Origin of the sequence: Dechloromonas sp. ZY10, assembly GCF_041378895.1 — a bacterium.
Lineage (GTDB): Bacteria > Pseudomonadota > Gammaproteobacteria > Burkholderiales > Rhodocyclaceae > Azonexus > Azonexus aquae.
Genome location: NZ_CP144212.1, coordinates 357,590 through 378,243, shown reverse-complemented (window position 1 = coordinate 378,243; position 20,654 = coordinate 357,590). Strand labels below are relative to the sequence as shown.

General features: G+C 62.9%; 18 protein-coding genes. 10 read left to right on the top strand and 8 right to left on the bottom strand.

Annotated elements, in window-relative coordinates; all coding sequences use genetic code 11:
* The first annotated feature begins 53 nt into the window (after positions 1-53).
* From VX159_RS01800 to hemW, 7 genes are all read left to right on the top strand, one after another.
* Entirely contained in the window at positions 54-1,007 is a 954-nt protein-coding gene (locus tag VX159_RS01800; protein ID WP_371324279.1) for a serine/threonine protein kinase, read from the top strand.
* Positions 1,004-1,927 (top strand): PP2C family serine/threonine-protein phosphatase, encoded by a 924-nt coding sequence (locus VX159_RS01795; RefSeq protein ID WP_371324278.1) that lies wholly within the window; start codon positions 1,004-1,006, stop codon positions 1,925-1,927. Before VX159_RS01800 ends, VX159_RS01795 begins: the two co-directional genes overlap by 4 nt.
* Positions 1,928-1,929: 2 nt before the next feature.
* Positions 1,930-2,646, top strand: coding sequence for a ribonuclease PH (rph, locus tag VX159_RS01790; RefSeq protein ID WP_371324277.1), 717 nt, complete (start codon positions 1,930-1,932; stop codon positions 2,644-2,646).
* Between the two features lie 147 nt (positions 2,647-2,793).
* A complete protein-coding gene (locus tag VX159_RS01785) occupies positions 2,794-5,391 on the top strand; it encodes an EAL domain-containing protein (RefSeq protein ID WP_371324276.1) in 2,598 nt (865 codons plus the stop codon).
* Positions 5,388-6,683, top strand: coding sequence for a methyl-accepting chemotaxis protein (locus tag VX159_RS01780; RefSeq protein ID WP_371324275.1), 1,296 nt, complete (start codon positions 5,388-5,390; stop codon positions 6,681-6,683). Before VX159_RS01785 ends, VX159_RS01780 begins: the two co-directional genes overlap by 4 nt.
* Before the next feature lie 70 nt (positions 6,684-6,753).
* On the top strand, positions 6,754-7,341 hold the full coding sequence (rdgB, locus tag VX159_RS01775) for an RdgB/HAM1 family non-canonical purine NTP pyrophosphatase (protein ID WP_371324274.1): 588 nt from the start codon (positions 6,754-6,756) through the stop codon (positions 7,339-7,341).
* 66 nt (positions 7,342-7,407) lie between these two features.
* Entirely contained in the window at positions 7,408-8,607 is a 1,200-nt protein-coding gene (gene hemW / locus VX159_RS01770) for a radical SAM family heme chaperone HemW (protein ID WP_371324273.1), read from the top strand.
* A gap of 150 nt (positions 8,608-8,757) precedes the next feature.
* Here hemW and VX159_RS01765 read toward each other — a convergent pair whose 3' ends face one another.
* The 3 genes from VX159_RS01765 to VX159_RS01755 all read right to left on the bottom strand — a co-directional run bounded on the left by VX159_RS01765 (position 8,758) and on the right by VX159_RS01755 (position 10,645).
* Positions 8,758-9,156, bottom strand: a complete 399-nt coding sequence (locus tag VX159_RS01765; RefSeq protein ID WP_371324272.1) for a YchJ family protein — start codon at positions 9,154-9,156, stop codon at positions 8,758-8,760.
* Positions 9,144-10,172: a recombination-associated protein RdgC gene (locus VX159_RS01760; RefSeq protein WP_371324271.1), complete on the bottom strand. Its 1,029-nt coding sequence runs from the start codon at positions 10,170-10,172 to the stop codon at positions 9,144-9,146. The genes VX159_RS01765 and VX159_RS01760 overlap by 13 nt, the downstream gene beginning before the upstream one ends.
* Before the next feature lie 83 nt (positions 10,173-10,255).
* A complete protein-coding gene (locus tag VX159_RS01755) occupies positions 10,256-10,645 on the bottom strand; it encodes a bacteriohemerythrin (RefSeq protein ID WP_371324270.1) in 390 nt (129 codons plus the stop codon).
* Between the two features lie 96 nt (positions 10,646-10,741).
* On the opposite strand from VX159_RS01755, the gene VX159_RS01750 reads away from it, so the two are divergent.
* Complete coding sequence (locus tag VX159_RS01750) at positions 10,742-13,471, top strand: EAL domain-containing protein (protein ID WP_371324269.1); 2,730 nt, start codon at positions 10,742-10,744, stop codon at positions 13,469-13,471.
* A gap of 86 nt (positions 13,472-13,557) precedes the next feature.
* Here VX159_RS01750 and trmB read toward each other — a convergent pair whose 3' ends face one another.
* From trmB to thiS, 3 genes are all read right to left on the bottom strand, one after another.
* Positions 13,558-14,367 carry a tRNA (guanosine(46)-N7)-methyltransferase TrmB gene (gene trmB, locus VX159_RS01745; RefSeq protein WP_371324268.1) on the bottom strand — a complete coding sequence of 270 codons (810 nt, stop codon included), beginning with the start codon at positions 14,365-14,367 and terminating at the stop codon, positions 13,558-13,560.
* On the bottom strand, positions 14,364-15,146 hold the full coding sequence (locus VX159_RS01740; protein ID WP_371324267.1) for a thiazole synthase: 783 nt from the start codon (positions 15,144-15,146) through the stop codon (positions 14,364-14,366). The genes trmB and VX159_RS01740 overlap by 4 nt, the downstream gene beginning before the upstream one ends.
* Positions 15,147-15,231: 85 nt before the next feature.
* Positions 15,232-15,435: a sulfur carrier protein ThiS gene (gene thiS / locus VX159_RS01735; RefSeq protein WP_371324266.1), complete on the bottom strand. Its 204-nt coding sequence runs from the start codon at positions 15,433-15,435 to the stop codon at positions 15,232-15,234.
* A gap of 180 nt (positions 15,436-15,615) precedes the next feature.
* Between thiS and VX159_RS01730 the strand changes: the two genes are divergently transcribed.
* Both VX159_RS01730 and VX159_RS01725 read left to right on the top strand, forming a co-directional pair.
* On the top strand, positions 15,616-16,842 hold the full coding sequence (locus VX159_RS01730) for a hypothetical protein (RefSeq protein WP_371324265.1): 1,227 nt from the start codon (positions 15,616-15,618) through the stop codon (positions 16,840-16,842).
* Positions 16,843-16,905: 63 nt separating this feature from the next.
* The gene (locus tag VX159_RS01725; RefSeq protein WP_371324264.1) at positions 16,906-19,212 is read left to right on the top strand and encodes a CHAT domain-containing protein; all 2,307 of its coding nucleotides are present in this window, start codon (positions 16,906-16,908) and stop codon (positions 19,210-19,212) included.
* 15 nt (positions 19,213-19,227) lie between these two features.
* Here VX159_RS01725 and VX159_RS01720 read toward each other — a convergent pair whose 3' ends face one another.
* Positions 19,228-20,004, bottom strand: a complete 777-nt coding sequence (locus tag VX159_RS01720) for an SDR family oxidoreductase (protein ID WP_371324263.1) — start codon at positions 20,002-20,004, stop codon at positions 19,228-19,230.
* Positions 20,005-20,643: a thiol:disulfide interchange protein DsbA/DsbL gene (locus VX159_RS01715; RefSeq protein ID WP_371324262.1), complete on the bottom strand. Its 639-nt coding sequence runs from the start codon at positions 20,641-20,643 to the stop codon at positions 20,005-20,007. It abuts the gene before it with no gap.
* Between the last annotated feature and the right edge of the window lie 11 nt (positions 20,644-20,654).

Sequence of the window (20,654 nt, the reverse complement as noted above, 5' to 3'; positions counted from 1 at the left end):
GGGCGGGCAACACGCCCGAAAATGCCCGAAACTGCATCATAACCGTGAGATTGATGGCGCAACAAGCCAATCACCCGCTCCCCGACGGCCACCGCCTCGAAGAATATACGATTGAACGCCAGCTCTCGCTGGGCGGGTTTTCGATCGTCTATCTCGCCAGCGACCCGGCCGGCCACCAGGTAGCGATCAAGGAATACCTGCCGAACAGCCTGGCGCTGCGTGCGGCCGGCGAGTTGCGCCCGAACATCACGGAAGAACATCTCGGCGCCTTTCGCTATGGCATGAAATGTTTTTTCGAGGAAGGCCGGGCGCTGGCCCGCCTGTCTCACCCCAATGTAGTACGCGTGCTCAATTTCTTCCGCGCCAACGACACCGTTTACATGGTGATGGAATACGAAAAGGGCCGCACACTGCAGGAACACATCCTGAAGCATCGCGACAAGGTTTCGGAACGTTTCATTCGCGGGCTATTCACCCGGATGCTCAACGGCCTGCGCGAAGTGCATGCTCACAAACTGCTGCACCTCGACCTCAAGCCGTCCAACATTTACCTGCGCGGCAACAATTCGCCAGTACTGATCGACTTCGGTGCGGCCCGCCAGACACTGGTCCAGGACCAGCCGATGCTGAAGCCGATGTACACCCCCGGTTACGCCTCGCCCGAACATTACGGCGAACGCCGCGACCTTGGCCCATGGAGCGACATTTACAGCGTCGGGGCCTCGATGTATGCCTGCATTGCCGGCAAAGCTCCGCCAGCCGCCGATGAGCGCCAGAAGGAAGAGTGCTACCTGCCTGCGGTCGAACGCTGGCAGGGCCGCTACAGCGAACATCTGTTGCAGACCATCGACTGGTGTCTGCACCTTGACCACCTGCAACGTCCGCAAAGCGTTTTTGCCCTGCAAAAGGCTTTGGTCGAGCAGGTCCCGCCCAAAGCCAGCGCCGAACCGGAAGAAGGAGGCTGGTTTGACCGGCTGGTCGGAATATTCAGGAATCAGAATAAATGAAATTCACCGTCTATCAGGAAAGTCGCCAGGGTGGCCGCGGCAACAACGAGGACCGCACGGCCTACAGCTATACCCGCGACGCCCTGTTACTGGTCATCGCCGACGGCATGGGCGGCCACCATCACGGCGAAATCGCCGCACAAATTGCCGTCCAGACCTTGGTCAACAGCTTCCAGCGTGAAGCCAAGCCGCAACTCCCCGACCCGTTCATGTTCCTGCAACGGGCAATCAATCATGGGCACCGGGCGATCATCGACTACACGGCGCACAAACAGCTTGCCGAATCACCGCGCACCACCATCGTCACCTGTGTAGTCCAGGACGGCGTCGCCTATTGGGCGCACGCCGGCGACTCACGCCTGTTCCTGCTGCGCGGCGGTCGGGTCATGGCGCAAACCCGCGACCATTCGCGGATTCGCCTGCTGCTTGAAGAAGGGATGATTTCCGAAGCCCAGGCCGCCCACCACCCGGACCGCAACAAGATTTACAGTTGCCTGGGCGGCAGCACGCCGCCGGAAATCGAATATTCGCGCAAAACTCCACTCGAGCACGGCGACGTACTGCTCCTGGCCACCGACGGCCTGTGGGGCGTCACTTCCGGCGACCTGATGGCGGTAGCCCTGAAGGGGGCCAACCTGCTGCAGGCGGTACCGATGTTGATGGCCCAGGCCGAGGTCAAGGGCGGCCCGCACGGCGACAACCTGTCGGTGGTTGCGATCCGCTGGGAAGAAACCCCGGAAGACAGCGCAAGCTCGATTTCGACCCAGACCATGGCGCTGCACGAAGTGGCAACGCAAATGGAAGAATTTGGCCGGACTCCGGCTTACAAGGGCGAATTGTCGGATGACGAGATCGAAAAAGCGATCGAGGAAATCCGTGCCGCCATCGAAAAATACAACCCGAAAAAACCAGGACAATAAACATGCGCCCCAGCCAACGCCAAGCCGACCAACTCCGCACGGTACGGATCACCCGCAACTTCACCCGTCACGCCGAAGGCTCGGTCCTGATCGAAATGGGCGACACCCGAGTGTTGTGCACCGCCTCGGTCGAAGAAAATGTCCCCCCCTTTCTGCGCGGCAAAGGCCAGGGCTGGGTCACCGCCGAGTACGGCATGCTGCCCCGTTCGACCCACACCCGCTCGGCGCGCGAAGCAGCCAAGGGCAAGCAAACCGGGCGCACGCAGGAAATCCAGCGCCTGATCGGGCGCAGCCTGCGCGCAGTGACCGACCTGAGCGCACTTGGCGAGCGCCAGATCACCCTTGACTGCGATGTGCTGCAGGCCGACGGCGGCACCCGCTGCGCCGCCATCACCGGCGCCTGGGTGGCGCTGCACGATGCCTGCGAGAAATTGGTGCAATCTGGCAAGTTGACCGTGAATCCGCTGCGCGACCAGGTCGCCGCCGTCTCGGTCGGGATTTTTGCCGGCACCCCGGTCCTTGACCTCGACTACCCGGAAGACTCCGACTGCGACACCGACATGAACGTGATCATGACCGGCCAGGGCGGCATCGTCGAAATCCAGGGCACCGCCGAAGGCACCCCGTTTACCCGCCCGCAGATGAACGTTCTGGTTGATCTGGCAGAACTCGGCATCACGCGCCTGCTCGCCGCGCAGCGGACCGCGCTCGCCAGTTGAAGCGGTTGACCGCGAGGTACGCCGCAACGGCGAGCCTCGCCTCCGGTTGACACACGTCAACCGCCTCCCGAATAAGGCGGGAGTTGGCTTGGCAGCCATCATCGGCAAACGCTAATCTTGGACTTCGGCGTTTCTCTGCCTTACGACATGCGCTCCCTGATCCTCAAAATCACTGCCCTGGCTGTAGCCTGCCTGCTGGTCGTCTCCTTGCTTTTCGACATGGTGACGCTCCGCCAGACCACCGAGCAAACCGCCCGCAGAACCCTGGAGGACAGCACCCATCTGCTGCTGCTGATGCGCCAGACTTACCGCGAACGCGTACAGCAAGCGGAGTTGCCCCTCAACGAACAGACAATCCGCCTTTGCCCGGGCAGCACGATCAGTGAAATGGCCCAGCGTCATCAGGCCGAGACGGACAACCTCGCCACGTTTGCCAACGTCTCCGACAATCCGCGCAACCCCCGGAACCGGGCCGATGCTTACAGCCAGACGGCGATCGAGCATTTCAAGGCGCATCCGCAAGAAAAACTGCACTTCCAGAGCATCCGCCTGCCCGACGGCCAGCCCGGCTACCAGATGTCGGCGCCGCTCTGGATCGAGCCAGCCTGCCTCGCCTGCCACGGTCCACGTGGCGAAACCCTGCCGCTGATCCAGGCCCGCTACGCCGAAGCCGGAGGTTTCGATTACCGGAATGGCGACTTGCGCGGCGTCCTGTATACCCGGATCGAGAATCGTCGGGCCGAACAAAGCGAACTGATCTGGACCCGCCTGCTGGCAATCACCGTCACCGGCGCCGTGCTCTTCCTTACCCTGCTGACAGCTTTTGAGCGCTTCCAGCTACGCCGGCTGCGCACACTGGCTGCGGCGGTCGAAGACTGCGGCGAAGGCCAGTTTCCGATCCTGCCGATTTCTGCCCGACACGACGAAGTGGACCGGGTGATCGGCAAGTTCAACGAAATGGTCGAAGCAATCAGCCAGCGCGAACGCCTGCTCTCCGAAAAAGCCCGCCATATCGAACACCAGAAGCTGTTTCTCGATACCGTGCTGGAGAACCTGCACGACCCGGTACTGGTGATTGACAGCAATTACCGCATCGTCAGCCACAACCGGGCACTGCGCGAACGCTGCGGCACACGTTTCCGGAACGACCGGGACAACCTTTGCCACTACGTGATTCACGGACTTGCCTCGCCCTGCCAGGAACATCAGCGCCGCTGCCCGCTGAAGGAGATTGCTGCCCAGGGAGAAATCATCCGTCTGACCCACGTCGGGACAGGGGCCAACGATCAGCCGATCCTTTACGACGTTGCCGCCAGCCCGCTCTGCGACCTCGACGGCAAGGTCACCGGTGTGATTGAAAGCTTTCACGACATCACCGCACTGGTGCAAAACGAAGCCGAGCTGCGCGTCAGCCGCGAAGAGTTGGCCCAGCAGGCGCACAGCGACCCGCTGACCGGCCTGCCCAACCGCCGGGCCTTCGAGGAGTGCCTCGCCGAATCGCTGCAGGAAGCAGAACGCAAGGGGAACAGTCTTGGACTCGCCTTTCTCGACCTCGACGGCTTCAAGGACATCAACGATGCCCTGGGTCACCCGGTTGGCGATGAATTGCTCCGCCACGTCGCCGACACCCTGCGCCACAGCGTTCGCCAGAGCGATTTTGTCGGCCGTCTGGCCGGCGACGAATTCGTGGTGATCATCCGCGATCTCGAGCATCCACAGGTACTGGAGCGGATTGCCGAGCAAATCATCGAAAAGCGCCGGCAACCGGTCCTGCTCGCCGGGCAGAAGCATATTGTCTCCACCAGCGTCGGACTGGCCTGCTACCCCGCCGACGCCAGGCATGCCGAGGAACTGATCAAGCTGGCAGACATCGCGATGTACTCGGCGAAAAAGGCCGGGCGCAACCGTTACCACTTTTTTGCACCGGCCATGGACACCGAAGTGCGCAAACGCTTCGAACTCGGCCACGACCTGCAGCAGGCAGTTGATGAACGGGAATTTTTCCTGGTCTACCAGCCGCAACTCGATGCCGACGGACACAGCCTGCGCGGCGTCGAAGCCCTGATGCGCTGGCAATCGCCGACCCGTGGCCTGGTGCCGCCAGACGAGTTCATCCCCTTGCTGGAAGACACTGGCCTGATCCGCCAGGTCGGCGCCTGGCTGCTCGACGAAAGCCTGGGGCAGCTGCGCCGCTGGCTCGATGCCGGCATGCCTGAATTGGTCATGTCGATCAATGTCTCGGCCAGCGAATTCAACGACCCGGAACTGATCGACCGGATCACCGCCGCCTTGGCCAAGCACCGGATTCCGCCCTATTTGCTGGAGCTGGAGGTGACCGAGCGAATGGCCCTGCTCGACATCGAGCACATGGTGAACCTGCTCGGACAACTGCGCGCCCTGGGCATCCGTAGCGCGCTTGACGATTTCGGCACCGGTTACTCTTCGCTCTCCTACCTGACCCGCTTGCCGATTGCCACGCTGAAAATCGACCGCTCCTTTGTCCGCACCCTGCCGCACTCGGAAAAATCGCAGGGCGTGGTGCATCTGATCGCCGGCCTGGGGCGACTGATGGGGCTGGAGATTGTTGCCGAAGGGGTCGAGCATGCCGGCGAACTCGAACACATCCGCGCTGCCGGCTGCGAGATTGTCCAGGGTTATCTGTTTGGCAAGCCGCAGAGTGCAGCCGAGGTCGTACAATTGCAGAATTCATTACAACAACATCAAAATCCGACGGGAAAACCATGAATCGCGAACTTGAACGCCAGTGGAATGAAAACGCCTACCGTCTGCTGTCGCAGATCCGCCGTTTTTTCTTCTCCTTCCTGATCGGCAATGCGATCATCGTGGCCCTCGGCGGCCTGGTTTTCTCGGAGGCGCTGGCGCAGTCCGGCGCCCGCCTCGGCATCTCGCCGCACGTTCTGGCACCGCTGGTTACCGCACTGGCAATCCTGGCCGTCGGCAGCCTGCTGTTCTACGCCCTGTCGCGCTACCGCATCGGCCAGTGGGGCGGCGTCGAAACCACCTTTCTCAGCAGCTTGTCATACATGTCGCTGCTACTGATGGAACGCAACCTGCTGCAGGAAAAATGCGAGGACACGGCGGCCACGCTGGAGCAGGTGCACACGCTGGAAACCCGTTTTTTTGCCGCACACGAAGAAGTGGTCCGGTTTACCGAATCATCGGCGACCCAGATCGTCGAACGCATCCTGGCGCTGGACCAGCAAAGCAACCGCCTGATCACGTTGCTGCGCGACGTACATCAGACGCACGCTGACGACGCCACGAACCCCGGGCGGGCCATTGGTGAGATCAAGGATTTCCTCGGCCAGTTGCCGGAACGGATGGAGGCCGAGCGCGAACAATTCACCCACATCATCGCCAGCGTCAGCGAACTCGGCAAACTGGTCGAGATCATCAAGGACATCAGCGCCCAGACCAACCTGCTGGCGCTTAACGCCGCCATCGAAGCCGCCCGGGCCGGCGAACAGGGACGCGGCTTTGCCGTCGTCGCCGACGAGGTGCGCAAGCTCGCCAATCGCTCCAGCGAAGCGGCGGACGAAGTCTGGCAAGGCATCGAGCGTGCCCAGCGCAGCGTTGCCAACGCCTTCAGCAAGGAACACCAGGAAACCGCCCAGCGCGAACTCGAACATGCGCTGCACCTGCTCCATTCGGTCGAAATCCTGCAGCAGCAAAGCGAAACAGAAAGCCAGAACCTGCGTCACCGGGTGAGCGAAGGCGCCGCAATCAACGCTGAGCTGGCCGACCAGATCAATGCCATGCTCGCCAGTGTCCAGTATCAGGACATCATCCGCCAGATGCTCGAACGCCTCGACCGGGCGCAAAGCGACAAAGACGCCGTGCTTGAGCAAATGCGCCAGGAACTGCGCCTGGAAGAAGGCACGGTCAACTTTGGCGGACAGGCAATCAAGAGTATCCTCGGCTCCTTTGTCGATCATGAACGCGCCCACCATCAACAGGCGGGCAGCCTGGCTCCGACCGACCGCCAAGGCGGCAAGGCGGCGATCGAGCTGTTCTAGGCCTGACGGCGCGCGTTTTTGCCGGCTTTCACGGTCGACCGTGAAAGCCGGCATTTTTCGGACCCGCACCATGAAACAACTCGTCCTCGCCTCGAACAACGCCAAGAAGATCAAGGAACTCAACGCGCTGCTGGCGCCGCTCGGCATCGAAGTCATCCCGCAGGGCCAGCTCGGCATTCCCGAAGCCGAAGAACCGCATGCCACCTTTGTTGAAAACGCCCTGGCCAAGGCTCGCCACGCCGCACAGCATAGCGGCCTGCCGGCCCTGGCCGACGACTCCGGCCTCTGCGTGCGCGCCTTGGGCGGCGCCCCCGGCGTGATCTCGGCCCGCTATGCGGGTGAACCCAAATCGGACGCCCGCAACAACGAAAAGCTGCTCGCCGACCTCGCCGGAGAGCGCGACCGCCGCGCCCACTTCGTCAGCGTGCTGGTGCTTTGTCGGACTGCCGACGATCCGCAGCCGATCATCGCCGAAGGCGAGTGGCACGGCGAAATCCTCGCTGCGCCGCGCGGCGCCGAGGGCTTCGGCTACGACCCGCTGTTCTTCGTCCCCGGCAAACAGCAGACCGCCGCCGAACTCGCCGCCGAAACCAAAAACCGTCTGTCGCACCGCGGCCAGGCGATGGCCAGATTGCTGGAACGACTGACCGCCGAATAGGTCCGAGCCAAGCCGCTGCGGCTTGGCCGCAGCCCTGTCCGCCGTCGTCATCCCCGCCCCGGAATCATGCGCACTATCCCCATTTTTGCCGAAAAACCACGGTCGACCGTGGAAACGCTCGAATTTCGCGCTTCGCCGCCCTTATCGCTCTACGTGCATGTGCCGTGGTGCATCCGCAAATGTCCCTACTGCGATTTCAACTCGCACGAGGCAGCGGGCGAGATTCCCGAACGCGACTACGTCGCTGCGCTGCTGCAGGATTTGCAAAGCGCGCTGCCGCTGATCTGGGGCCGGCCGGTGGTCAGCGTCTTCTTCGGCGGCGGTACCCCCAGCCTGCTTTCGCCGGCGGCCATCGACGAACTGCTCGCCGCCTTCCGCGCGCTGGCGCGGCTGACCCCGGACGCCGAAATCACCCTCGAAGCCAATCCCGGCACCGCCGAAGCCGGGCGCTTCGCCGCCTTCCGCGCCGCCGGCGTCAGCCGCCTGTCGCTCGGCATCCAGAGCTTCAACGACGCGCATCTGCAGGCGCTCGGCCGGGTTCACGACAGCGCCGAGGCACGCCACGCCGCCGAACTCGCCGCCCGCCATTTCGAGACCTTCAATCTCGACCTGATGTACGGCCTGCCCGGTCAAACCCAGGCTCAAGCACTGGCCGACGTCGAACAGGCGCTCGCCTTCAAGCCGACGCATCTCTCCTGCTACCAGCTGACGCTGGAGCCGAACACCCGCTTCGCCGCTTTCCCGCCGGAGTTGCCGGAAAGCGATCACTGTGCCGACATGCAGGAAACGATCGAAGCCCGGCTCGCCACCGCCGGGTTCCGCAATTACGAAACCTCGGCCTTCGCCCGCCCGGAATGGCTGTGCCGCCACAACCTCAACTACTGGCAGTTCGGCGACTATCTCGGGATCGGCGCCGGTGCCCACTCCAAGCTGACGCTGCACGACCGGGTCCTGCGCCAGATGCGCTGGAAGCATCCCAAGGCCTATTTCGAGCAGGTCGCTGCCGGCACGCCGGTCCAGGACGAACAGCAGGTCGCCGCACGCGACCTGCCCTTCGAATTCCTGATGAATGCGCTGCGCCTCGCCGACGGCTTCGACCCCGACCTGTTCGAGCAGCGCACCTCGCTGCCGATCAGCGTCATCGTGCCGCAACTCAAGGCGGCGGAAGCCGATGGCCTGCTCACGGTTTCGGCCGAGCAGATCGCCCCGACGCTGAAGGGACGGCGTTTCCTCAACGTGCTGCTGGAGCGTTTTCTCGCGGAGTGAGCTGGAGCGCGAGGCTCAAGGATTCAGGCGTTAGTGGTTAGGCGCCGTTAGCTGCTCGTTGCCGGCAATTTTGCCCTTGCTCACGGTCGACCGTAAGCAAGGGCATTTTTCATTCAGGCCCGGCATCGGCCTGCATCAAGGTGGCTGGCCTCAGTGCAGGTCGCCGTCGAGGTAGTACCAGCGGCCGTCGGCTTCGCGGACGAAGCGGCTGGTTTCGTGCAGACGCTGGCCACGCCCGGAGACGCGCCAACGGGCAACGAATTCGACCGTGGCATGGCTTGCATCCTGCTGCCGGTGCGCCCGCACTTCCAACCCCAGCCATTTGGTGGCCGCGTCGGCGCTGAGGTCGAGTTCGGCCGGCCGGGTGCTGGCGTGCCAGGTCGCCTGCAGATAATCGGCCAGACCGGCGACGAAGGCGCTGTAACGCGAACGCATCAACGCTTCGGCGGTTGCCGCGACCGCATCGCCACGATGCAGGCGGCCGCAGCAGGCCGCGTAATTCACGCCGCTGCCGCAGGGGCAAGCGGCGGCGGCGTTCAGGCTTCCCACGGCGGCACCGAGTGGTCGACGGCGGGAGTCGCGGCAGCTTGGGCTGCCGCCGGCGCAGAGGCTGGCTTAGTAGCCGAGGTCGCCGCATTGACCGCCGCGACCAGCGCGCCGCCATCGGACTCGACCGCCTCGCCGCCGAGCGCGGCCACCAGATCGGGCAGGAAGCGCGCCAACTCGCCGGTCATCAGGGCGAAATCGGAATCGAACTGCTCATCGGCATGTTCGGCACCCTTCTCGGCCTCTTCTTTCAACACGTCGAGGAAGGCCAGTCGCTTGACTTCCAGCTTGTCGGTGAGGACAAAGGAAATCCGGTCGTCCCAGGTCAGCGCCAGGCGCGTCGGCAGCTTGCCGGCGGCGAGGTGGCCGCGCACTTCGTCGCCGTCGAGCGGATGGCGCACGTAGCGCACGGTCTGCTTTTCCTCGTCGACCGCTTTCAGCTCGCAATCGCGGTCGACCGTGAATCCGGCCGGGGCATCGCCGCCGGCCAGCCAGTCGGCCATCGCCGAAATCGGCGACAACTGGGTGTGCAGCGGCTTGAGCGGGAATTCGTCGAGACACTGGCGGAGATGCTCGATCACCTCCTCGGCCTTGCCCTGGCTGCCAGCATCGACGGCGAACCAGCCGTTTTGCGGGTCGATCCAGACAAAGGTCTTGCGCAAGCGGGTAAAGGCGCGCGGCATCAGTTCCTCGGTCACCCGTTCCTTCAATTCGCGCAGTTGCTTGCGCCCGGGGAAATACCCATGCTCGACCTCGAAGGCTTCGGCCCGCTCCTGGGTTTCCTGGCTGACCACCGAGGCAGGCAGCAGGCGCTGCTCGATGGCCAGAGCCAGCAGCCATTGCTGACCGAGCGAGTAGATCAGGCTGCCGTCGCCGCGCGGCGACACCCAGCCACGGCTGATCGGCTCATGGCTGGCACAGCGGCGGAAGCTGCCGCGCGCGAGTTGTTCGTCGAGACGGGCGAGGTCAAGCGCCCAAGGGGCTGGCAGGCGATAGAGTTGCAGGTTCTTGAACCACATGAATGCAATTTTCCGAAACAAGACAGGCCGCACGCGGCGGCCAATGGGGAAAAGGGAAGGGAAAAGGCCGGGAGAAGACCGCTTCAGCGCCCGCCTTGGCGCAATTGCAAGGCCAATGCGCGGTCGGTCTTCATGATGTGGGCGACGATCCAGTTTTCGAGGTAGGACAGCAATTCGCGAAATGCACCGGACTGGCGCAAGCGGGCCAGTTCGGCAACGAATTCGCGATGTTGCTGACGGTGCAAGGTGACATGTTCGCTACCGCGCGGCAAGGTGCTCATCAGGTTTTCCTCGGTCCCGAAGTGGAAAACGATGTAGGCATCCAGGCGCTGAGCCAGGGCGTCCAGCGCCGCCGAATCGGCCTGCGCAACCACCGCTTCGGCCAGGGCGTTGATCATCGCGACCAGTTCTTCATGCTGCAGATCGACGGCCCGGATTCCGGTCGCCATTTCGGCGCGCCAGACGAGTCCCATGATCGCCTCTCCTTCCAAAGAAATAAGCCGCTCGGCGCAATGCGTGAGTACGGCAAAAGTTATATTATGCGGTCTCCCATCCAGCGTGGCTACCGCATGTCCGAAGCCGGAACCGCAAACAACCAGAAACTCGAAGTCGCGCGCCGTTATCTGGCCTGGCTGTTGCCCGCATTCCTGCTGCTGCTATCGCTGTTCGCGATGCGCAACCTGATCGAAAAGGGGCAGGATCTAAACAATGCCCTGGGTGTGCACTCCTGGATTCGCACCAGCCAGGCAATCAACCGTTTTGTCCATGAAATCCAGAAGGAGCGAGGCCTGACCAGCGGCTACATCGCCTCCGACGGGCAAACCTTCGCCAGCGAACTCCCCCGCCAGCAGGCGCGTTCCCGGGAACTGCTGAACGAACTGAACCACAGCCTCGAACTTCAGGAAAATATCCCGGGCGAACAGTTGGGAAGTATCAACCGCGAACTGCGCGACCTCAATCTGCTCCGCGAGGCCGTGCTGCCCCTGCGAATTTCACGCGAATACGCGGTCGACCGCTACACCGGGATCATTGAACAGTTGTTCGACCTGCAGATCCGCTTCAGCAATACCAATGCCGATACCACGCTGTACCGCCAGCAACTGGCCCTGCTCAACTTCATGGAAGCCAAGGAGTACAGCGGACGCGAACGTGCCCTGCTTTCGGCCATGCTCTCGGACCATAATTTCAGCGCCGGCCGCATCGAAACCCTGCAACGCATCCGCGCAGCCGAGGAAACCTACCGCACCGCCTTCCTCCGCTTGGCCGGCAGCGAGGTACACGACCGCTACCACCAGTTGCAGAACCTGCCAGAAGCAAGCAAAGCCCAGAAAATCCGCCAACGGGTCGTTGCCGCCGGCCTGCGCAGCATGCACGGCAACCCGACCGGCGACAGCACGCCTTTGCCCGCCCCCGGCGACTGGTTCGCGGTCGCCAGCGCATTGATCGATGCAATGAAGCTGTTCGAGGATACGATGGCCAGCCACCTGGCCGAGGATGCCGGACAACTTGAACGTGCGGCTCGCCGCGAACTGTTTCTCAACGCCTTCCTGACCATTGTCTCCTTTGTCCTGGCCGCTGCCCTGATTGAGCAATTGCAGCGCGGCCGGCGCGCTGCCGAAGAGCAACTCGACCTGGCCGACGCGGTCTTCCTCAACAGCGTCGAATCGATCATGGTCACCGATGCCGACCTGAAGATCGTTGAGGTCAACCCGGCCTTCAGCCAGATCAGCGGCTACAGCCGCGACGAAATTCTCGGCCAGCACCCGCGCCTGCTCCGCTCGGGCAAGCATGACGAGGCCTTCTATCAGCACATGTGGCAGCGGATTGCCGCAACCGACCACTGGGAAGGTGAAGTCTGGAACCGGCGCAAGAATGGCGACATCTATCCGGCCCTATTGTCGATTGCTGCGGTACGCAACCGCGACGGTGCAATCAGCCATTACACCGGGATGATTTTCGACCTCAGCCAGCATCAGAAGATCGAAGCGCTGATGGAGCAGCTACGTACCTTCGACGGTCTCACCGGCCTGCCCAATCGCGACGCCTGGCTCTCCACCCTGGACCAGGCCGTGGCCAATGGCCAGCGCAACCGGAGCCCGTTTGCAATCCTCGAAATCGACCTCGACCGATTCAAGGTGATCAACGACTCGCTCGGCCACCTGATGGGCGACAAGGTACTGGTCGAGGTTGCCCATCGCCTGCGCCACAGTCAGCGCAAGCAGGACATCGTCGCCCGTCCCGGCGGCAACCGCTTCTCGATCCTGCTTTACGAAGTCACCGATCCACAAAGCATCGGCACCATCTGCGAAAAACTGCTGGCAGCCTTTGCCCGCCCTTTCGATCTGGGTGACAACTGCAGCGCGCACGTCACCGCCAGCATCGGCATCGCCCTCTATCCGAACGACGGCGAGGAAGCCAAAACCCTGCTGATGGCGGCCGAATCGGCGCTTTATAGCGCCAAGGCCGACGGTCGCAACCTGTACAAGTTCTTCTCGCACGAAATGAACGAACTGGGCGCCCGCATGTTCAAGCTGGAGCGGATGCTGCGCCAGGCGCTCGACAACGGCGAGTTTTCGCTGGTTTACCAGCCGCAGATCGATGCCCACAATGGCCGACTGGTCGGCGTTGAAGCCTTGTTGCGCTGGCACAACCCCGAGCTGGGGCCGGTTTCACCGGTACAGTTCATCCCGGTCGCCGAAGAAACCGGGCTGATCGTCCAGATCGGCGAATGGGTGATGCGCACCGCCTGTCGTCAGGCGGAAGCCTGGCGCCGCGAACTCGGCCTCGAGATTCCGGTGGCGGTCAACCTCTCGGCTCGCCAGTTCCAGCGTACCGACCTGCTGACCTCGGTCCAGGCAGTCCTCGACGAAACCGGCCTGCCCAACCACCTGCTCGAACTGGAAATCACCGAAGGCCTGCTGATGGCTGACCCGATCAGCGCCATCGACACCATCCGCGGCCTGCATTTCATGGGCGTGCGTACGGCACTCGACGATTTCGGTACTGGCTATTCGTCGCTGGCCTACCTCAAGCTGTTCCCGATCAACCGGCTGAAGATCGACCGCGCGTTCGTCCGCGACCTGCCGGACAACGATAGCGACCGCGCCATCTCGCAAACGGTGATCGCCCTCGGCCTCAATCTCAAGCTCGAAGTGCTGGCTGAAGGGGTCGAAACCGAAGCCCAGCGGGACTGCCTGCGCGATGCCGGCTGCCAGGTCTTCCAGGGCTTTCTCTACAGCAAACCGCTGACGCCCGAAGCCCTGGCCGAACAACTACGCAGCGGCACGCTCGGCACCTGACGGCCGCGCCAAGAAAAAGCCGCCCGGCGGACTGACTCCCCACGGGCGGCTTGCAGCGAGGCAACCGAAGCGCCCCGACAAGAAAATCAGATAGCCTTCTTGCGGAACACCAGATCCCAAACCCCGTGACCGAGACGCAGACCGCGATTCTCGAACTTGGTCAGCGGCCGGTATTCCGGACGTGGCGCAAAGCCGGCCAGACCGGCGGCACTATCGGCATCCAGCGCGGCGGCCAAATCGACGGTCGACGGGTTAGCGACGCTGTTTTCCAGGCTGGACTCGCGCCCGAGTACGTCGAGCATCTGCAGCGCATAGTTTTCCCAGTCAGTGGCACAGTGGATGTAGCCGCCCGGCTTCAGGCGAGAGGCAAGCAGTGCAACAAACGGCGGCTGGATCAGACGGCGTTTCTTGTGCCGGGTCTTGTGCCAGGGATCGGGGAAGAAGACATGGATGCCGTCGAGCGAACCTTCGGGCAGCATGTCGCGGACGATCTCGACCGCATCGTGATTGCCGATGCGCAGGTTGCCGAGGTTCTTTTCGGCGATCAGCTTGCACAGTGCGCCAACGCCCGGCACGTGCACTTCGAGCCCGAAGTAGTCGTTCTCGGGATGCGCCTCGGCGATGCGCGCCGTGGTTTCGCCCATGCCGCAGCCGATTTCGAGGATTTTCGGGGCAGTTCGGCCGTAGACCGTGTTCAGGTCGATGTTTTCCGGCCGATAGGCGATGCCGATCTTAGGCATCATCTCGTCAAAGTAACGGTGCTGCGCCTCCGACATGCGGCCGGCACGGCGCACGAAGCTCTTGATGTGGCCGTGACCGTCGTGACCTTCGCGGCCTTCGGTATACACGCCGTCGTCGTGTGCAGCGGCAGATTCGATCAACAGGTCCTTGCTCATGAGCCGATCAATCCGGTGGTCGGCGACGAGGGATCGGCCGAATAGTATTTACGGGCCATGCGGCCGGCGAGGAAAGCTTCACGCCCGGCTTCGATACCCTTCTTCATGGCGCTGGCCATCAGCACGGGATCCTTGGCGTGGGCGATGGCGGTGTTCATCAGCACGCCGTCGCAACCCAGTTCCATGGCGATGGTCGCGTCCGAGGCGGTGCCGACGCCGGCATCGACGATGATCGGCACCTTGGCGTTATCGATGATCAAGCGCAGGTTCCACGGGTTCACGATCCCCATGCCCGAGCCGATCAGCGAGGCCAGCGGCATCACCGCGACGCAGCCGATTTCTTCGAGCATCTTGCACTGGATGGGATCGTCGGCACAGTAGACCATCACCTCGAACCCTTCCTTGACCAGCGTCTCGGCCGCCTTCAGGGTTTCCGGCATGTTCGGGAACAGGTTGGTCGGGTCGCCCAGGACTTCGAGCTTGCACAGCGGATGGCCGTCGAGCAGTTCGCGCGCCAAACGCAGGGTGCGCACGGCGTCGTCGGCGGTGTAGCAGCCGGCGGTATTGGGCAGGATGGTGAACTGCGACGGCGGCACGGCATCGAGCAGGCTGGGCTGGCTGGCATCCTGGCCGATATTCACCCGGCGCACGGCGACGGTGACGATCTCGGCGCCGGAGGCGTCGATCGCCGCGCGGGTTTCGGCAAAATCCTTGTATTTGCCGGTGCCGACCAGCAAACGGGAACGATAGGTCTTACCGGCAATGGTCAGTTGATGCATATATTCATTAGTTGCCTAGATGTTAGCGATTAGCTGTTAGTAAGCGCAGGCGGCTGACGACAAGAGGACTGCAGTCGCTCCTCGCCTAGCCACCGCCGACGGCGACGACAATTTCGAGTTGATCGCCCGAGGCCAGCGGGGTCGTTGCATGCTGGCTTTTAGGGACGATTTCACCGTTCTTCTCGACGGCAATGCGCTTGCCCGCATAGCCAAGCACCTCGATGAGGCCGGCCACGGTCAGGGCTTCTGCAAACTGGCGTGCTTCGCCATTGATCTTGAGATTCAGCATCGGATTATTTTAGCCGATCGGGGCCGAAACCGACTGCGGAAAAACCGACAAAAACAGCAACCCAGCGTCAATTGCTTTCCTCCGCCGCTTGACGCTGACGAAAAAAATAAGCAAATTCGAATTTGCCGGCACAGGCCTTGTTCCGGCCACAAACAGTTCAATAATATCAGGGGGTTAACAATGAAGAGGGGTTTGGCCGTCTTTACCATTGCAGCATCGTCTCTGGTCGCTGCTTCCGCACATGCTCAACTGAGCTGCGACAAGTCCTATGGTTTTCAGGTCGCCGTCAACGGCAACCAGGGGTCGCTGATCTGTGACTCGAAATCGACCAGCTTCATCGATGCGCTGAAGAATTTCTCCACCAGCAACATCAATTACACAGAGACCTCGGTCGCCAGCGTCCTCAGCCGCTTCAGCGACGTCAATATCAAGCTCAACTACCTCGACAGTTCGACCCGGCTGAATTTCGATTTCGTCGAGCTCGGCGACAAGGGCAGCTTCACCGGCGCCACCCGTAAAGAATCCCAGCGCATGCTTGAGGATTACATCAAGAAGAACGGGATCATCGGCAAGATCATGAACTACCAGGCGCAGCATTCGGCGACCAGCCCGATCACCGGTGTCGGCGGGATGATTCCGATGATGATGACGGCTGATTTCAACGCCTCGTTCACCGCCTCGCCGACCGCCGTTGCCGCAGCCGCCACCAGCGCTGGAAGCAACAACAACCTGATCGGCGTCGGCCTCAGCTACGGTTCCTACAACGTCAGCAACAGCGGCGACAAGGTCACCACCGCCTCGATCCCCCTCTCCTACACCATCCGCAACGACATTGACCCGCGTCGCCAGCTGAGCTTCAGCATGCCGATCACCGTCGTCGAAGTCGGCAGCGCGAAGACCGTGCACTCCGGCCTTGGCGTTTCCTACCGCCTGCCGGTCAGCGACAACTGGACGATCACCCCGAGCGCCCGTTACTCGGCCGTCGCCTCGGCCGACCGGGCAACGGTGGCTACGCTCTACTCGGCATCGGTCGCCAGCAACTACGTGATCCCGATGTCCGGCTTCGACATCGCCATCGGCAACATGCTCGGTTACTACCAGACCGGCAAGTTCAGCGCCGGCGACTACTCCTTCGATCCGGCGATCAAGAGCATGGCGATGCGCAACGGCGTGATGCTGTCGCAGCCGGTCAACTTCGGCAAGAAGATGACCGTCGAATACTCGCTGATCGACACCCGCTACTTCGGTGGCGACAAGCCCTTCCTCGACAACTTCCAGGAATTCGGGATCACCATCGGGACCAACAAGAGCGCCCAGGATGCCCGCAGCTTCGTGCGCGGCGGCGTCACCTTCATGCGCGGCCCCAACACCCAGGGCTTCACCGCCAACATCGGCTACTGGTTCTAAACCCGCAGTTTCCTGGCGTATTCAACGGCCACCTGCGGGTGGCCGTTTCTTCTGGTGCTCAACATGCGTCGTCACCTCGCTTTCCTGTTCCTCGCCGGCAGCCTGGCCGCCGGCACTGCGCTCGCCGATTACTCAACCGAGCAGATCCAGATGGCCGCAACCGGCCGCTTCGACCTGCTGGAAAAAACCATCGAAGAGCAAGCGCGCAGCAAACCGCTCGGCACCCGCGACCAGCACGCGCTCTGCTACGCCTATTCGAAAACCAAGCGCTACAACCGCCTGCTCGACTGCCTCGATACGCTGGAAGGCAAGGTCCGCCAGGGCGACAAGCGCACCCGGCTGTTCGGCCTCAACGACGCGACGCCGGCGGTCCACATCATGCGTACTGAAGCCTACCTTGAGCTCGGACGCTACGGCGAAGCGGTCAAGGAAGCCGAGAAGGCGCTGGCCTGGCTCAAGGACGACGATAGCGACGACCTCGACATGTGGTGCAACGCCTATGCCGCGCTCTCCCTGGGATATACCCTGGCCGGTGACGAGGAGCAGGGCTGGAAGGCGGAAAAGGAATTGCAGAAAATCCGCGTCGGTCCGCTCAGCGACTATGCCAACGCCAAAGCCTTCGCCCTGGCGCGCGCCCGGATGGCGCTCAAGGACTACCCCGGCGTAATCGCGGCGATCCGCGGCGACAAGACCTTCGCCCTCAACGTCTTCCTCGACCGGCTGGTCAGCGGCAGCTTCCTGACCGGGGTCAACAACTGGGTCTGGGCCGAACTGCCGCGCGCTTTCATGCTCAACAAGGCCCTGCTGGAAAGCGGCCAGATCGACGAGGCACGGCGCGGTTTCGACCGCTTGCTGGAGATTCGCCAAGTCAAGGAAAACGGCGAGATTTACTGGCTGCTGCTCGCCGACCGAGGCCGCATCGCCGACGGCGACGGCCAGACTAGCGAGGCGCTGCGTTACTACCGGGAAGCGATCGAGCAGGTCGAGCAACAGCGCGCCAGCATCAATACCGAAGCCAGCAAGATCGGCTTCGTCGGCGACAAGCAGGCGCTCTACTCCCGCGCGGTCGAAGCTGCGCGCAAGCTGGGCCAGGAACAGGCCGCCTTCGAATTCATCGAGCGCGCCAAGTCGCGCGCCCTGGTCGACCTGCTGGCCGCTCGCGACAGCATGCCACTGGCGGCAGCCAAGAGCAGCGACAGCCGCCAGAAGCTGGAAAAACTTCTCGCCGCGCGCCAGGAAGCCAGCCTGCAGCATCCCGTCGATATGGCGCAGGAAGGCTCAAGTAAAACCCGGCAGCAAGGCAGCCAGGAAAGCCGCGAGTTGCAGCAGCGGGATCCGCAACTGGCTTCGCTGATCACGGTCAACGCCTTGTCCAGCAACGAAATCCGCGAAATGCTGCAGGCCGACGAAGTTTTGCTCGAATACTTCGGCCTCGGCGAGGCCTTATATCTGTTCGTGCTTGATCGCCAGGGGCAAGCCCTGATCCGGCTCGAAGGCGGTTCGCCGGAAGCTGCCATCCGCGAATTCCGCCACCAGATCCAGGAACAGCTCCCGGATGCACGCGCTACGGCGCAGCAACTCTATCGCCAGTTGCTCGCCCCGGCGGCGCAGCGGATCGGTACCCGCAACCTGCTGATCGTCCCGCACGGCCCGCTGCACTACCTGCCCTTCGCCGCCCTGCACGACGGCAACGAATCGCTGATCGGTAAGCGTAGCCTGCGCTTCCTGCCCAGTTCCAGCCTGCAGAAGTATTTGCGCCCGAGCGGCCGAGCCCCGCTCGATAATTTGCTGATCTACGGCAACCCGGATCTCGGCGACAGCCGCCTCGATCTTCCCAGCGCCGAAGACGAGGCCAAAAGCCTGGCCTCGCTGCTGCCAAAAGCCAGGCTCCTGACACGCAAGCAGGCGACCGAAACCGCATTCAAGCAGCAGGCCGGACAGTTCGGCCACCTGCATATCGCATCGCACGGCCAGTTCAAGGCTGAGAATGCGCTGGAATCACGGCTGCTGCTGGCAAAGGACGAGAGCAACGACGGCTCGCTGACCGTCGCCGAACTCTACGAAACCCGCCTTAATGCCGACCTGGTCACTCTCTCGGCGTGCGAAACGGGGCTGGGCAAGCGGCTCAGCGGCGATGACCTGATCGGCCTGACCCGCGGCTTTCTCTACGCCGGCGCCAGCAACATCGTCGCCAGCCTGTGGGAAGTCGACGACGAAGCCACGTCGCTGCTGATGAAGGATTTCTACCAGCGGATGCGCCAGGGTGCCAGCAAGCGCGAAGCGCTGAGGCAGGCGCAACTGGGTTTGCAGAAGACGCATCCGGACCCGTTTTACTGGGCGGCCTTCTACCTTACCGGACAGGGACAGTAAGGCAGCTGCGGGGGCTTAGAGCAGCCCGCGCGGCTTGCGCGGAGCCTTGGTGAACAGCCGGTCGTAGAGCCAGTTGGGCAATAGCCGCAGCAGTTTGGCGACGAGACCCATCTGCCAGGGAATCACGGTGTAGCTGGTGCCGCGCGCGATGGCGGCGGCAAAACGCTCGGCGGCCCGCTCGGCCGGCATTAAAAACGGCATTTTGTAGGGGTTGACCGTGGTCATCGGTGTTGCGATGTAGCCGGGGGCGATGGTCACCACCTGCGGGCCGTTTTCGCCGCGCATTTCCAGGCGCAGGCTCTCCAGGTAGGCGATGGCCGCCGCCTTTGACGCCGAGTAGGCTTCCGCCCCCGGCAATCCGCGAATGCCGGCGACCGACGCGATCCCGACCAGCCGCCGCCGGGCGGGCTCGTCGGCGGCACGCATCGCCGGGATGAACGGCGCGAAGGTCACGGCCATGCCATAGACGTTGATGTCGAGAATCCGCCGGATCACCGCCAGATCTTCGGCGCATTCGGTCAAGGTGCCGGCCGAAACACCGGCCGAGGCAATCACGATGTCGGGCGCGCCGAAACGGGCGATGAAATCGGCGGCGGCGGCCTGCAACGCCGGCGCATCGGCAACATCAAGCGGGTAGCAGGCATGCCCGCCGCCGAGACGCTCATTCAGCGCCTGCAGCACTTCGCCGCGCCGGGCCGCCAGGCCGAGGCAGGCGCCTTGTGCCGCGTAGTAAACGGCAAGCGCCTCGCCGATTCCCGACGAGGCGCCCGTGATGAAGACCTTCAGCGCCAATTACTTCTTGCCGCTCTTCTCGCTGCGCGACTTGGCGATCAGCTTGTCAGTGATCGCCAGCGCTTCGCCGAAATCCTTGCCGCCGACCAGATACTTGCCCTCGACCGCCAGCGCCGGTACGCCCTGGATCTTGTAGGCTTGCGCCAGCTGATCGCCGCGCTTGACCTTGCTCATGATCCCGAAGGACGAGAAGACCTCGGAGAACTTACGGGCATCGACGCCCTTCTTGACCAGCCACTCCTGCATCGTCTTCTCGTCGAAGAGATTGATCCGCTCGGCGTGGATCGCCTTAAAGATATCGGCCTCCAGGCGCTTCAGGTCGCCGGTGGCTTCCAGCGCGTAATACAGGCGGGCGACATTGGCCCAGGCGGCCCGGCCAAAGCTGACGGGCACCTTGCGCACGACCACGTCGGGGCCCTGCCTGGCCACCCAGGGCGAAAGCAGCGGCTCGAATTCGGCGCAATGCGGGCAGCCATAGCTGAAAAACTCCAGTACCTCGATCTTGCCCGGCTCTTCGGTCGGCTGCACCGGCACGATCGCGGTGAAATCCTTGGCGGCGGTCTGGGCCAGGGCAGGTACGGCCAACAGGCTGCCGGCAGCAAAAAGCGCGGCAACGAAGCTACGACGATTGAAAACCATCCCGAATACTC

Bases quoted from the DNA above. Each gene is read 5' to 3' on its own strand.
- VX159_RS01800 (WP_371324279.1), top strand. From the start codon at position 54: ATGGCGCAACAAGCCAATCACCCGCTCCCCGACGGCCACCGCCTCGAA.
- VX159_RS01795 (WP_371324278.1), top strand. From the start codon at position 1,004: ATGAAATTCACCGTCTATCAGGAAAGTCGCCAGGGTGGCCGCGGCAAC.
- rph (WP_371324277.1), top strand. From the start codon at position 1,930: ATGCGCCCCAGCCAACGCCAAGCCGACCAACTCCGCACGGTACGGATC.
- VX159_RS01785 (WP_371324276.1), top strand. From the start codon at position 2,794: ATGCGCTCCCTGATCCTCAAAATCACTGCCCTGGCTGTAGCCTGCCTG.
- VX159_RS01780 (WP_371324275.1), top strand. From the start codon at position 5,388: ATGAATCGCGAACTTGAACGCCAGTGGAATGAAAACGCCTACCGTCTG.
- rdgB (WP_371324274.1), top strand. From the start codon at position 6,754: ATGAAACAACTCGTCCTCGCCTCGAACAACGCCAAGAAGATCAAGGAA.
- hemW (WP_371324273.1), top strand. From the start codon at position 7,408: ATGCGCACTATCCCCATTTTTGCCGAAAAACCACGGTCGACCGTGGAA.
- VX159_RS01760 (WP_371324271.1), bottom strand. From the start codon at position 10,172: ATGTGGTTCAAGAACCTGCAACTCTATCGCCTGCCAGCCCCTTGGGCG.
- VX159_RS01755 (WP_371324270.1), bottom strand. From the start codon at position 10,645: ATGGGACTCGTCTGGCGCGCCGAAATGGCGACCGGAATCCGGGCCGTC.
- VX159_RS01750 (WP_371324269.1), top strand. From the start codon at position 10,742: ATGTCCGAAGCCGGAACCGCAAACAACCAGAAACTCGAAGTCGCGCGC.
- trmB (WP_371324268.1), bottom strand. From the start codon at position 14,367: ATGAGCAAGGACCTGTTGATCGAATCTGCCGCTGCACACGACGACGGC.
- VX159_RS01740 (WP_371324267.1), bottom strand. From the start codon at position 15,146: ATGCATCAACTGACCATTGCCGGTAAGACCTATCGTTCCCGTTTGCTG.
- thiS (WP_371324266.1), bottom strand. From the start codon at position 15,435: ATGCTGAATCTCAAGATCAATGGCGAAGCACGCCAGTTTGCAGAAGCC.
- VX159_RS01730 (WP_371324265.1), top strand. From the start codon at position 15,616: ATGAAGAGGGGTTTGGCCGTCTTTACCATTGCAGCATCGTCTCTGGTC.
- VX159_RS01725 (WP_371324264.1), top strand. From the start codon at position 16,906: ATGCGTCGTCACCTCGCTTTCCTGTTCCTCGCCGGCAGCCTGGCCGCC.
- VX159_RS01715 (WP_371324262.1), bottom strand. From the start codon at position 20,643: ATGGTTTTCAATCGTCGTAGCTTCGTTGCCGCGCTTTTTGCTGCCGGC.